The 13926-nt window shown below is 52.0% G+C and carries 11 protein-coding genes and 1 tRNA gene; 9 read left to right on the top strand and 3 right to left on the bottom strand.

Annotated features, from left to right (window positions below; translation table 11 throughout):
• Positions 1 to 236: 236 nt before the first annotated feature.
• From FYJ64_RS01045 to FYJ64_RS01025, 5 genes are all read left to right on the top strand, one after another.
• Positions 237 to 312 (top strand) — tRNA-Ala (locus tag FYJ64_RS01045).
• A gap of 407 nt (positions 313 to 719) precedes the next feature.
• Positions 720 to 1115, top strand: a complete 396-nt coding sequence (locus tag FYJ64_RS01040) for a GntR family transcriptional regulator (RefSeq protein WP_154573392.1) — start codon at positions 720 to 722, stop codon at positions 1113 to 1115.
• A complete protein-coding gene (locus tag FYJ64_RS01035; protein WP_154573391.1) occupies positions 1096 to 1791 on the top strand; it encodes an ABC transporter ATP-binding protein in 696 nt (231 codons plus the stop codon). The genes FYJ64_RS01040 and FYJ64_RS01035 overlap by 20 nt, the downstream gene beginning before the upstream one ends.
• Positions 1785 to 2573, top strand: coding sequence for a hypothetical protein (locus FYJ64_RS01030; protein ID WP_154573390.1), 789 nt, complete (start codon positions 1785 to 1787; stop codon positions 2571 to 2573). The genes FYJ64_RS01035 and FYJ64_RS01030 overlap by 7 nt, the downstream gene beginning before the upstream one ends.
• Positions 2574 to 2900: 327 nt before the next feature.
• Entirely contained in the window at positions 2901 to 4388 is a 1488-nt protein-coding gene (locus FYJ64_RS01025; protein ID WP_154573389.1) for an aldehyde dehydrogenase family protein, read from the top strand.
• 207 nt (positions 4389 to 4595) lie between these two features.
• Here the strand turns inward: FYJ64_RS01025 and pepD are convergent, their stop codons facing one another.
• The 3 genes from pepD to gdhA form a co-directional block, all read right to left on the bottom strand.
• On the bottom strand, positions 4596 to 6044 hold the full coding sequence (pepD, locus tag FYJ64_RS01020) for a beta-Ala-His dipeptidase (protein ID WP_154573388.1): 1449 nt from the start codon (positions 6042 to 6044) through the stop codon (positions 4596 to 4598).
• 104 nt (positions 6045 to 6148) lie between these two features.
• Positions 6149 to 7585, bottom strand: a complete 1437-nt coding sequence (locus FYJ64_RS01015; RefSeq protein WP_235897066.1) for a YfcC family protein — start codon at positions 7583 to 7585, stop codon at positions 6149 to 6151.
• Positions 7586 to 7906: 321 nt separating this feature from the next.
• The gene (gdhA, locus tag FYJ64_RS01010) at positions 7907 to 9250 is read right to left on the bottom strand and encodes an NADP-specific glutamate dehydrogenase (RefSeq protein WP_154573387.1); all 1344 of its coding nucleotides are present in this window, start codon (positions 9248 to 9250) and stop codon (positions 7907 to 7909) included.
• A 504-nt stretch (positions 9251 to 9754) separates the two neighbouring features.
• Here gdhA and mgtE point away from each other — a divergent pair.
• The 4 genes from mgtE (at position 9755) to FYJ64_RS00985 (ending at position 13903) form a co-directional block, all read left to right on the top strand.
• Positions 9755 to 11152: a magnesium transporter gene (gene mgtE, locus FYJ64_RS01005; RefSeq protein WP_154573386.1), complete on the top strand. Its 1398-nt coding sequence runs from the start codon at positions 9755 to 9757 to the stop codon at positions 11150 to 11152.
• 81 nt (positions 11153 to 11233) lie between these two features.
• Positions 11234 to 12166 (top strand): NAD(P)H-hydrate dehydratase, encoded by a 933-nt coding sequence (locus FYJ64_RS00995; protein ID WP_154573385.1) that lies wholly within the window; start codon positions 11234 to 11236, stop codon positions 12164 to 12166.
• Complete coding sequence (locus FYJ64_RS00990) at positions 12147 to 12974, top strand: transketolase (protein WP_154573384.1); 828 nt, start codon at positions 12147 to 12149, stop codon at positions 12972 to 12974. Before FYJ64_RS00995 ends, FYJ64_RS00990 begins: the two co-directional genes overlap by 20 nt.
• On the top strand, positions 12974 to 13903 hold the full coding sequence (locus FYJ64_RS00985) for a transketolase family protein (RefSeq protein WP_154573383.1): 930 nt from the start codon (positions 12974 to 12976) through the stop codon (positions 13901 to 13903). The genes FYJ64_RS00990 and FYJ64_RS00985 overlap by 1 nt, the downstream gene beginning before the upstream one ends.
• Positions 13904 to 13926 lie beyond the last annotated feature (23 nt).

The raw sequence follows: 13926 nt of genomic DNA, 5'->3' as shown, positions 1-13926 counted from the left end.
TTTGAGTCTGACGAGGCGTCGGAGGATCAGGTGTCCAGATACCAAAGGTTTATGATAACCTCGAGGGTATGTATCGATATGTTAGATAAATTCGAGTTGAAAGAAATTGCCATAAATCAGAACATTGCATAGATGCATGATTTAGAAAAACCCGGTGATGTTATGAAAAATGTTGACACTGCCTCCGAAAAAAATGTTGACAGTTTCTGCTCGCTGCTTTAAAATGGATAGTGCTTGGGGAATTAGCGCAGCTGGGAGCGCGTTTGACTGGCAGTCAAGAGGTCACGGGTTCGAGCCCCGTATTCTCCACCATAGATATGGCTTTGGCTGGAAATAGCCAGAGCCGTTTTGTTATTATACAGCGTTTGTTCCGCACCCCCCAATCCTCTACTTGATCGAGTCTCATTAGTTGTGTTTCTCAGGATCAAGGAATCCGCGGAAATCGAAAACAGACGTCCGTCGTTTTTATATTCTATAATGGAAACATCGTTGCCTCCCTTTCGTTCACCTCTACACCGTTATTATTCAAATATGTAAATTCTGAATAATCGCCCCCATGTGGCGTTTTTCCATTAATATGCTTTTTCATGTGATTACCGTGTTTTTTTTCGAAAAGGGGTTGACATATGTGTATTAATGTGTTAGTGTACTAAGTACATAATACAGTGATACAGATCGCGATCAGGTGTCACGGGATGGAGGAAATCAGGAGGATATAAATGGAATGGAAATTTGAAGGAGGTCAGCCGATTTATTTACAGATTGTTGACCAGATGAGCATGAAGATCGCCAGCAACGCCTTCAGACCCGGCGACCGCCTTCCGTCAGTGCGGGATCTCGCAACAGACGCGGGGGTCAACCCGAACACGATGCAGCGGGCGCTGGGAGAGTTGGAGCGGCGGGGACTGGTGTTCTCTGAGAGAACCGCCGGGCGCTTTGTAACAAAGGAGGAAAAGGTTTTGAAGGAATTACATGAGAAGCTGGCAGAAACGTATATCGCAGATTTTTTTGAACGGCTCCGCAAGATCGGCATGACGGATCAGGAAATCCGGGAAGCTGTGACCAGATGGAGCCGGGAGACAGGGGGAGAAGAAAATGGGAATCATTCAATGTAACGGACTGACAAAGTATTATGGCGCGGTGCCCGCGCTGAAGGGAATCGACCTGGATATCGAGCCGGGACAGATCGTAGGTTTGCTGGGCCCGAATGGATCCGGAAAAACGACATTTATCAAGCTGGCAAACGGTCTGCTGACGCCGAACGGGGGAGAGATTCGGATTAACGGCAACACACCGGGACCGGCGACAAAATCCATCGTCGCCTATCTGCCGGATCGGGAGTTTCTGCCGGGATATATGAAGGTGGGAGCACTGATGAAGTATTATGCGGATTTTTTCCGGGATTTCAATGAGAGCAAAGCGATTGAAATGTTCCGGTCACTGGGAATACAGCCGGACATGACGATTCGCAGCATGTCAAAGGGAACCAGAGAAAAGGTGCAGCTGGTGCTGTGCATGAGCAGAGAGGCGCAGGTATATCTTCTGGACGAGCCGATCGGAGGGGTGGATCCGGCTGCCAGAGATTACATCCTACGGACAATCATCTCCAACTACAACCCGAGAGCTGTGGTGATGATCTCGACGCATCTGATTTCCGATGTGGAATCGATTCTGGATGACGTGATATTTATAAAAGAAGGGAATATTGTTCTGCACGGGAAGGCGGACGATATCAGAGCAGAAAAAGGGATGAGTGTTGATGCTTTGTTCAGGGAGGTATTCAAATGTTAGGGAAATTGCTGAAATATGAGATTCGGGCTGTGGGGCGCATCATGCTCCCGCTGTATGCGGCACTGCTGATTTTATCTGTGGTATTCGGAGCTGTCATGGCCTCAGACCAGAACATGGATATGTATAAGACGATTATAGCGTTTACAACGCTGCTGCTGGTGCTGGTTTTCACGATTGTGGCTATCATGACACTTGTAACGATCGTCCAGAGGTTTAACAAAAACATTTACGGCAGTGAGGGTTATCTGACGCTTACCGTACCGGCCTCTATCGCGACGCATATCTGGAACAAGACCATTTCAGCTCTGATCTGGTTTTTCTTCTCCGAGATCGCGGGAGTCTTTGCGCTGGTATTCATGACGGTACCTGTGATGGGCGTGGAAAATGTGGGGACGGCCTTTGAGATGATCAGAAAGGTGAAGGTTGATATTACGCCTCTCGATGTCGTGAGCATCATCATTATGGCGGTGGTTATTACCGGCAGTCTCGCACTGCGGATTTATGCCTCGATCAGCGTCGGGCATCTGGTGTCCAGAGCGCAGAATGTCTGCGGAATTGCAGTCTTTATAGGATTTACGATTGTTGAGGCGGTTATTCTGAATATCTTCGGACTGGATTCCTTTACCAATGTGACGATGTCTATATCTGACAATATGCCTGAAGTCGGAATGCATGTCCTGACGCCTCAGCTGCTGGGACCATGCTTCTTCGCTCTCGCATTCGGTGCGATATATTACGTCATCACCTGGGGAATAATGAAATACCGTCTGAATTTGCAGTAACAGATGGATTTACAATAACAAAATACTTCGGAATGATCAGGGACGCCGCATCCGGTCCGGGACGCAGGCGTCCCTTTGCGATGCGTGAGGGAGGAGATTTTGTCAGCAGGTGAACAAAATTCCTGCACTGTGTTTTATTTTGTGAACAAAATAACATGAACTGAGAATTGAAAAAAACAGTTGTTGAAAGTTTGGCAAAGCATTGTCAGAAAATTATCTAATTAACAGAAAATTTTGTTAAAATCTAAACTATGCTTGTACTCTGAAAATTCTTGTACTATAATTTGTACAAAAGGAAGAAGACCGAAGGGTCTAAGGAGGTAAACTATGGATAAGGTTAAATTACAGGATGAGTACGAGCTTTTTATCGGCGGAGAATGGAGAAAGGCTTCGGACGGTGCAACCTTCAAGACAACGAATCCGGCGACCGGTGAGGTTCTGGCGAGCTGCGCGGAGGCGACTAGGGAGGATGTGGATCTCGCTGTGAAGGAGGCGTGGAAGGCGTTTGACAGCTGGAAGAAGACGACTGTGAATGAAAGAGCGACGATCCTGAACAAGGTCGCTGATATTATTGATGAAAACAAAGAATTTCTTGCTACTGTAGAGTCCATGGACAATGGTAAACCGATCAGAGAATGTCTGGCCATTGATATTCCGATGTCTGCGGATCATTTCAGATATTTCGCGGGCTGCATCATGGCAGAAGAGGGCAGTGCGACGATGCTGGGCGAAGATACACTGAGTCTGATTCTCAGAGAACCGATCGGCGTGGTCGGACAGATCGTCCCGTGGAACTTCCCGTTCCTGATGGCAGCGTGGAAACTGGCTCCGGTGCTGGCGAGCGGCTGCTGCACCGTATTCAAAACGTCGAGCTCCACGCCGCTGAGCGTACTTGAGCTGGCGAGGCTGACGCAGGATGTGATTCCTAAAGGCGTATTCAATGTGATTACTGGCAAGGGCGGAAAATCCGGACAGTATATGCTTGAGCACCCGGGATTCCGCAAGCTGGCATTTACAGGTTCCACCGAAGTGGGCAGAAATGTGGCGCAGGCCGCTGCGGATCGGCTGATTCCGAGCACGCTGGAGCTTGGCGGAAAATCAGCGAACATCTTCTTCGAGGACTGCAAGTGGGATATGGCGATGGACGGTCTCCAGTTGGGCATTCTGTTCAATCAGGGGCAGGTCTGCTGCGCAGGATCCAGAGTCTTTGTGCAGGAAGGCATCTATGACAAATTCGTTGCAGAGGCAGTGAAGAGATTCAACGCTGTCAAGGTCGGTGATCCTCTGGATCCTGAAACGCAGATGGGATCGCAGATCAATGAGATCCAGCTGGGCAAGATTCTGAATTACATTGATATCGGAGTTTCCGAGGGAGCGACCGTGGCGTGCGGCGGAGAAAGAGCCACAGACGGTGCGCTGGCGAAGGGCTGCTTCATGAAACCGACGTTGCTGACGAATGTGACAAACAATATGAGAGTTGCACAGGAAGAAATCTTCGGGCCGGTTGCAGTGGTCATCAAATTCAAGGATGAAGAAGATGTCATCAAGATGGCGAATGACAGTTCTTATGGACTAGGCGGCGCTGTCTGGACAAGAGACATCAATCGGGCGATTCGTGTTTCGAGAGGAATCGAGACCGGACGTATGTGGGTGAATACCTACAATTCGATTCCGGAGGGCGCTCCGTTCGGAGGCTACAAGGAGTCCGGAATCGGCCGTGAGACGCATAAGGTGATCCTGGAGCACTACACGCAGATGAAGAACATCATGATCAATCTGTCCGAGGCTCCGTCAGGATTCTATCCGGAACCGTAATACACAGGCTGTATAGTCTCTGTAAATTAATCTATCGAAAAGGGAGGCTGCGGGAAGCGGGTAATCGCTTTCCGCAGTCTCCCTTGCTGTGAGTTGCCTGCACTGTACATGAGCAGCCTGCGCGCTGTATGCGCTGTTGTCGATTTAGGGACGATATTTGCAATGCCTGTGTTGCCGCAATATGGAACGTAAGAGTAGGAGCGGCTGCTATTTCAGCGCTGTAAGAAGTTCCTTCAGATACACCCAGGTCCTCTTTGCGGAAGAAACGCTCAGGTATTCCCCCGGAGAATGAAAGTCACGACAGTCCGGTCCGAAGGAAATCACATCCAGATCGGGAATCGTTTCCTTCAGGATTCCGCATTCCAGACCGCCCTGCATCATGACGCGGGTCATATCCCGGCCGAAAAGCTCGCGATAGACCGCGACGGCTTTTTCCCGAAGCGCAGATTCCGGATCGTAGCTCCAGGGAGAATAGGAGTCAAAGGTTTCCCAGGAGGCTCCGGTAAGCTCCGCAAGGCAGGCGATTTTCTCCACGATGTCATCAATGGTGGAGGGGTAGTCGCCCCGAACCTCTGTTTCCAGATAGAGCTCGCGGTCCCGTTCCTCGATGTATCCAAGATTCAGGCAGCTTTCCACCATTCCGGGGAAGACCCCGTTCATCTGCATGATTCCGTCCGGATGAACGCTCAGCAGCGCCAGGATCCTGTGGAAGTCTTCCGATGTGTATTTCTGTCCCCGCGCACCGGCGGCATTCAGCTGAATAGAAAGATCCGGACACGTCTTCTGATATTCCTGAAGGAAATCGGCTTTCATGTTGTTTACGGTTTCCGCCACGTCGTCTCTGGTCAGAATGACAGCCCGGCTGTCTCTCGGAAGCGCCAGCCGGAAGGAGCCTCCCTGAATCTCCGCAAGTGATATCTGATGCTGACGCTCCAGTTTTCGGAGAAGCCGTATCAGCAGCTGATTGGCACTTCCATATCCCCGGTGAACATCTTCACCGGAATGTCCTCCGTGCATGCCTGAGATTACGATCTCAAAGGCCATGCCGTCCTCGGGAACAGCTTTTGTTTTCTGCACCGGAAGGTGCAGTCCGACTGCAGTGCCGCCCATGCTTCCGAGAATAATCTGATTTTCAGAGGCGTTGTCCAGATTGATCATTCTGCGTCCCTTCAATGAATCCGCGTTTACTGATCCGGCGCCGAGAAAGGTTGTTTCTTCTTCTGATGTCAGAAGAAGCTCCAGAGGCGGGTGCTGAGCGGCTTCAGACTCTGCCGCCGCGAAGGCAAGAGCGACGCCTATGCCGTCGTCCGCACCGAGTGTCGTCCGATCAGCACGGAGGGAATCTCCCTCCAGAATGAGTCGGATGGGATCTGAGCAGAAGTCATGATCACTGTCCGGCGTTTTTTCACAGACCATGTCAGTATGTGCCTGAAGGATCACAGGCTCCGAGTCTTCATAACCTTCCGTTGCAGGGACCCTGACGATAACGTTTCTGCTGACCGGATCCATTTCCGCTTCAAATCCCTGTTTTCTTCCGCGCTCCGCCAGATATGCGGCGATCCGTTCCTCCCCGCCGGAGGGCCTGGGAATCTGAGCGATATCTTCAAAAATCGCCAGGGGAAGCTGCTCTTCATTGTACTCAAATAATCGTTTCATCTGTTCTCTCCGTGTAATTTTCAGATAGTCCGATGTTTTCTCGTTTTTTTATGTCAGTTTGATATCCCGGTCACGTTTCAACCGGTTTTTTGTTGAGTCTGTGATCAGTGGTATCCGATCTGTACTGCGATGATCAGGAAGGCACAGGCCGCAACAGCCCATACCGCCCAGATCGGTGCCAGAAAGCGGAACCACTTTTTGTACGGGACGTGGCAGATCGCCAATGCAGCCATCAGCTCTCCGCTGGTCGGGGTAACTACATTCGTAAAGGCGTCGCCCATCTGGAACGCCAGGACAGCCACCTGCCTGTTCAGCCCCAGCACGTCTGACAGAGGAGCCATAAACGGCATTGTGACCGCGGCCTGACCGGAACCGGACGGAATCATGATATTCAGCAGATCCTGCAGGACGAACATTCCGCTGGCAGTAACACTGTGGGGAAGATCCTGCAGCAGATTGCCCATGGCCCATACCATGGTGTCCATGATCCCGGCATCAGTCAGGATATTAGTGACAGCCTTGCACATTCCGATGATCAGAGCCGCCCAGAGGAGATTGGAGCAGCCTTTGACGAACTGCTCGGCAACCGTGCTCGGCCGGATTTTCCCGATGACCGCCACAAGAACCATGACGATCAGGAAGATAGCAGACATTTCATCGATATAGAAGTGGAGTTTGATGATGCAGAAGGCGACGGCTACAAAGGCTCCTGCGAACACGGCAAGAATCAGCACTTCCCGTCTGGTCATGGGCTGCACCTCTCCGAGATCAAGCTGCTCTGCGTATTTCCTGTCAATCTCCAGCATTTCGTTGCGTTCAGGATGATTTTTGACCATACGCGCGTGACGCATGACCATGATGCTGGTCAAGGCCGCGAGGACCGCCCAGACAATCCAGCGATACCACATTCCGGAAAACATTCCCAACCCAGCAATATTCTGCGCGACGCCCACGGTGAACGCGTTCATCATGCCTCCTGCATAGCCGACGGCAGAGGAAACAAAGAGAAGGGCGACTGCGGTGATGGAGTCAAAGCCCACTGCGACGCAGATGATATACATCAGCGGCAGAAATGCGAGATATTCCTCGCAGCAGGCTGCCGTTGCGGAAATCAGAGAGAACAGGAAAATGCTGACCGGAACAAGCAGCATTTCTTTTCCCTTCAGCTTGATGACAAGGTTAGAGAGCCCTGCGTGCAGCGCGCCGGTGTACTCCACGACCTGGAAAACACCTCCCATAATCAGCAGAAAGAAGATGATGTCGCCGGCTCCCTGCAGTCCCTTTGTAAAGGACATGAACAGATCGAACAAGCCCAGCGGTTTCTGTGCTACAAACCGGAATGAGTCCATATCGATTTTGTCGTAATCTGCCCCTTTTACCGCGATGCGGTCAAAGGAACCGGCCGGAATCAGCCAGGTGGCGATCGCCGCGATGACGATAATAATCGCCAGAATTACCATCGGATCGATCGATTTCTTCTGTTTTCCCACATCCGGCGGGCTGAGCATTTCTTCACGTTCGAGTGTTTTTTCTTTTTCCATTCTTTTCCTCCATGGTATGTCGTATGCACAAATACTTGTTGGGTGTTCGGCCATCGAATGTGTCTGTCGGCGCACCCTTCCATTGGATGGTGCGCCGCGGCGCTGCTGAAAAATGCCGTCAGCGCCCATTAAGTCCGACGGGGACTTAATGAGCAGACACTAATTATACCATAGGAAATTTATGAGGGTCAACAAAGAACGATGCAGCGTGCGAAAAAGAACCGAAAAAATCTGAAAAACCCGATACTGAAACCGACACGATATACGAAAAAGGGCTGCTGCAAATCTGCAACAGCCCTCTGTTGATTCTGTAGAATAGATTTATACAATACCCTGCAGCATCATTGCCTTCGCGACTCTTTCAAATCCGGCAATGTTCGCGCCCTTGACCAGGTCGTAGCCCAGGTTGTATCTTTCGCTGGCTTCAGCGGACTCTTTGTGAATGTTCACCATGATGCCCTCCAGCTGGTTGTAGACGTCCTCCTTGGACCAGATCAGATGCTCTGCGTTCTGCGCCATCTCCAGGCAGGAGCATGCTACGCCGCCTGCGTTAGCCGCTTTGGCAGGTCCGACGATGATTCCGTTCTCCTGCATGTAAGCGATCGCTTCGTTGGTTGTCGGCATGTTGGAGCCTTCGCAGTAGAACTTCGCGCCGCTTGCTACGATGTTTTTCGCGTCTTCCATGTGAACCTCGTTCTGGGTTGCGCACGGAATGTACAGATCAGCCTTGACCTCCCACGGTTTCTTGCCCGCGACGAACTTGGAACCCGGGAATTTGTCTGCGTAGGGAGCACAGATGTTCTTTCCGGAGGCTCTCAGCTCCAGCAGGAAGTCTTCCTTTTCTCCGGTGATTCCGTCTTCGTCCAGGATGTAGCCGTCCGGTCCGGAAATCGTGATGACTTTCGCGCCCAGCTGATTCAGCTTCTGGACTGTTCCCCAGGAAACGTTGCCGAATCCGGATACGACGACGGTCTTGCCCTCCAGGGACTCACCGCAGTGTTTCAGCATCTCTCTCGCGAAGAAGACGATACCGTATCCGGTCGCCTCGGTTCTTCCGGCCAGTCCGCCGTTCTCCGTGCCCTTGCCGGTCCAGGTTCCGTCATAGACGTTGGTCAGTCTCTTATACTGTCCGAACATGTAGCCGATTTCTCTTCCGCCTACGCCCAGGTCGCCGGCAGGTACGTCGGTGTTCGGTCCGATGTGGCGGAACAGCTCTGTAACAAAGGACTGGCAGAATCTCATGACTTCCGCGTCTGATTTACCGTTTGGATCAAAATCAGCGCCACCCTTGCCGCCGCCGATCGGAAGACCGGTCAGACTGTTCTTGAAGATCTGTTCAAAACCGAGGAACTTCAGGATTCCGGGATAGACGTTCGGAGCGAATCTCAAACCGCCTTTATAGGGGCCGAGAGCGCTGCTGAACTCGAATCTGTAACCTCTGTTGACATGAACTTTGCCGTTGTCGTCAACCCAGGGAACTCTGAACTGCACGCCTCTTTCAGGCTCGATCAGACGTTCTACCAGACCAGCTTCAATGTACTCAGGATGCGCTTCCAGAACCGGTTCGATAGAAGTGAGAACTTCCTCTACGGTCTGAAGGAATTCCGGCTCGCCAGGATTCTTTTCCTTCGCAATATCAATGTACTGCTGAACTAAATTTCCCATTTTGATCTCCTCTTTTCTCTTTAATAAATATAGTTTCAAAATGCGTATACATTAATTGACAACTAAAATATAACACTTTAGATTTTTTTGTCAATGGAAGAAGGGGCAAGATTCTCTGATTCTTTTGTTTTTCTTACAGAACACAGATTTGGAGGCTGATTTTGTTGCCACATATTTTCTTTTGCGGTATAATAATTTAATGCATTAGCATTAGGTTCCCGTTGAACTTGATGTGCGCTGACAAAGGTCAGTCAGCAGCGCGAGGCACAGACGCGACTGCGGTTTGTGCCGCACACACTGATTTCAGAAAGGAAGTGAGGACATGGAGAACGTTCCGGACGGCAATCGAAGCAGCGTGCCGTTGTGCAGCAAAACAAATCCTGACCTCACGGCAGAATACGACTGAATCATGCTTTGTACCGCGAAAAACGCCCCGCGGCCCGCAGTGCATGCTCTCCCGTGTTCCCCGTGAGAGGGGAATACTGAAGAAGGGAGAACAATCCAATGGATAATTACGAAGACAAGGACCTCATGCTGGAGGAATCTCTCGACAAAATCATGGAACTGCTGGTGGACAAACAGTATTTCCGGGCCAGAGACGAGCTTCTGAAATATAATGAAGCGGATATCGCGGAACTGCTGGAGGAGATCATCGACGACAGCGGAATCCAGATGGCGGTGATTCTGTTCCGGCTGCTTCCGAAGAACATTTCAGTTGAGGTATTTTCCTATCTGCCGTCGAATGACCAGGTGGATATCATCAACGAGATTACAGATAAGGAAATCACCTATATCATCCAGGAACTGGACTTCGATGACAAGATCGACGTTCTGGAGGAACTGCCGGCCAACATCGTAGACAAGATTCTGGAGAAAGCGCCGAAGAACGAGAGAAAACAGATCAACACGTTCCTGAACTATCCGGAGAACAGCGCGGGAAGTCTGATGACGCCGGAATATATTTCGCTGATGAAGGACTGGACCGTTCGGGAGGCGCTGGAGCATATTAAAAAAGAAGGAATCGACGCGGAAACCATTTATACCTGCTACGTCAAGGATACGGGGCGGAAACTAATCGGCATCGTGTCGCTGTCCACGCTGGTGGTGACGGATGACGCCGTGAAAATCAAGGATATCATGGTCACGGACTACGTCTATGAGGATGTGGACGACGATCAGGAAGAGGTTTCCGAGGACTTCAAGAAATACGGATATCTGGCTCTGCCGGTGGTAGACAGTGAACACCGGCTGGTCGGTATCATCACATTTGACGATATTCTGGACGTTATGGAGGATGAGGCGACAGAGGATATCGAGCGTATGAACGGCGTTATCGATTTCGATGATTCGGACCGGGGGTATCTGGATACGCCGGTGTGGCAGCACGCGCTGAACCGATTGCCCTGGCTGATCATTCTGATGGTGGCGTATATTTTTACCGGACGTATCGTGACCAACTTTGAGACGTCACTGTCCAAGGTAATCGAGCTGGTGGCGTTCATGCCGATGCTCATGGGAACCGGGGGAAATACGGGATCTCAGGCGGCGACGCTGATTATCCGAGGCCTGGCCACGGACGAGGTGGATACGGATGATGCACTCCGGGTGCTCTGGAAGGAAATGCGTGTCGGTGTGATCATCGGTGTAATTCTCAGTGTACTGAACTATCTGAGGATCTATTTCATTGACGGGATTCACAATCCTGGCATCGCTCTGACGGTCTGTACGTCGATGGTGTTTATTGTCATTTTTGCCAAAATCATCGGGAGCATGATTCCTCTGATCGTCAAGAAGATCCACCTGGACCCGGCGCTGATTGCCAATCCGGCGATTTCCTCAGTGTCTGACGCAGTGGCGCTCAGCATTTACTTCGCGATGGCGCAGATTTTTCTGCCGATATAGTCGATATAACCGGACGGAAATCATCGGCAGCGATACATTACAACAGGACTGAAGCGGAAACTATGACAGTGGAGGTGCGATATGGCGGAAAACTATGAAATTACCAGAAAAACGGTTCATAAACTGCTTCCTGGGCGGTCTCCCTATATCCATAAGGGGGACTGCGGACGGGTGCTGATTCTGGCCGGTGCGTCAGGAATGGCGGGAGCGGCGGTTCTCTCGGTCCGGGCATCGATGCGAAGCGGTGCAGGGCTGACTTACATCTGTACGCCGAAGGCGAATTACCCGGTTCTGCAGACCGCGGTTTCGGAAGCAATCTGCGTTGACTGGGACAGGGTGGCAGACAAACTGGCAGGAAGAGGAAATGAGCCCTGGAACTATGATGTGATTGCGTTCGGCCCCGGAATGGGGGTGTCTGCCTCCTCCAGGAGAATGCTGAAGGCGATTCTGCTCAGCTACGACGGCCCGCTGGTTATCGATGCGGACGGTCTGAATCTGCTGGCCAGAGAACATGAACTTACAGGCTTTGCACAGAACTACAGCGGGGAACTGATTCTGACGCCTCATGTTGGAGAGGCGAAACGTCTGCTGGAGGACGTGAATCTGGATCAGACCACCTCGCGGGAAGAGATGGCGGAAGCGCTTGTGAGGAAGTACCGCGGAATTGCGATCCTGAAAGGTGCCGGAACGCTGGTAGCGCGGTACAGTTCCGCACTGAAGACCGGCGCAGTCACGGTCTGGCGCAATACCTCAGGAAATCCGGGAATGGCCACAGGCGGAGCCGGAGATGTCCTGACCGGTGTGATAGCGGCACTGACGGCGCAGGGGCTTTCTCCCTGGGACGCGGCGAGAGCGGGCGTACTGATTCACGGGGCGGCCGGAGATCTTGCGGCGGATGACAAAGGCGAATACGGCATGATCGCCAGCGATATCGTGGAAAAACTGCCGTATGCAATAGATGAAATTATCAACATGGATGTAACAGGAGATGAAGATGAAGAGAGAAAATCGTGAGTACTATGAGAACATCGCCGCCAGGGTGCGGGTGGATGTGATCCGGGCCGTCTATCACGCCGGTTCCGGGCATCCGGGCGGTTCCCTGTCCGCGGCGGATATTCTTACGGCGCTGTATTTCGGAGAGATGAACATCGATCCGGAGAATCCGGAGATGGAGGGACGGGATCGTTTCGTTCTCTCCAAGGGACATGCGGTTCCGGCGCAGTATGCGGCGCTGGGCGAGCGGGGTTATTATCCGGTAGAGGATATGATGAGTCTGCGTAAGCTGGGAAGCCCCTTCCAGGGACATGGAAACATGCTGAAGGTTCCCGGTGTGGAGATGTCAACCGGATCTCTGGGACAGGGATTTTCTGTGGCCACGGGCATGGCGATCGGGAACAAAGTCAACGCTGACGGCTCTCGCGTTTATGTGCTGCTCGGCGACGGCGAACTTCAGGAAGGCATCGTTTGGGAGGCCGCAATGGCGGCCGGCCATTATAAGCTGGACGACCTCTGCGCTGTCGTGGACTGGAACGGTCTCCAGATCGACGGTGAAAATGACAGCGTTATGACAGTGACGCCCATCGCGGAAAAATTCCGGGCCTTCGGCTGGCATACAGCAGAGATTGACGGTCATGACTTTGACCAGATCTTCGCGGCTCTCGACGAGGCGAGAGAAGTGAAGGGACAGCCTTCGGTGATCATTGCCAAAACCGTGAAGGGAAAAGGTGTGTCGTTTATGGAGAATCAGGCCGGATGGCACGGCAAGGCGCCGGACGAGGAACAGGCGAAGAAAGCGGTTGAAGAACTGGGAGGTGAATGGTAATGGCAGATAAGATTGCGACAAGAGCCGCCTATGGCGAATTTCTGGTAGAGGAAGGCGCGAGAAACCCGGATCTGATTGTAATGGACGCCGACCTTTCCGGTTCCACCAAGACAAAGGACTTTGCGAAGAAGTATCCGGATCGCTTTTTCAACGCGGGAATCGCGGAACAGAATCTGATGGGAATGGCGACGGGCATCGCGCTTTCCGGCAAAACCGTGTGCGCGTCCACCTTCGCGATGTTCGCCAGCGGGAGAGCCTTTGAGATCATCCGCAATTCAATCGGTTATACGGGAGCGAACGTCAAGGTCTGCGCGACCCATGCGGGAATCACTGTCGGAGAAGACGGAGCCAGCCACCAAACTTTTGAGGACCTGGCTCTGATGCGGACCATTCCGGGAATGACGGTAGTGTCACCCTGTGACGCGGCCAGCGCGAAAATTCTACTGAAGCAGGTTGTGGACATGAAAGGCCCGGCTTATGTCCGTCTGGGGAGGGCCGGTGTTCCGGTATTCTATGACGGGGATGCGGAACTTACGCTCGGAAAAGGAAATCAGCTTCGCGAAGGAAGAGATGTTACCGTAATCGCGAACGGCATCATGGTGGCTTCCGCGATGGACGCGGCGTCCCAGCTGGCAGAGGAAGGCATCGACGTGCGCGTTATCGACATGCATACCATCAAGCCGCTGGATACGGATATCATCCGTAAAGCGGCAGAGGAGACCGGAAAAATCGTGACGGCGGAGGAGCATTCCGTAATCGGCGGTCTGGGAAGCGCCGTAGCGGAATTCACCTCTCGCGAGTGCCCGGTGAAGATCGCGATGGTGGGTCAGCAGGATGTTTACGGTGAATCCGGAAAACCGGATGAACTCAGAGATAAATATGGTATGACGGCCCGGGATATCGTTGCGGCGGTACGGGCGCTCTACTGATATTCAGCTTTTGCAGAGAACGG

Source organism: Hornefia butyriciproducens (genome assembly GCF_009695915.1).
In the GTDB taxonomy this organism is placed as follows: Bacteria; Bacillota; Clostridia; order Peptostreptococcales; family Anaerovoracaceae; genus Aminicella; species Aminicella butyriciproducens.
Note: the sequence above shows the minus strand (reverse complement) of the source record. Positions and strands in the feature narration are given on the sequence as shown.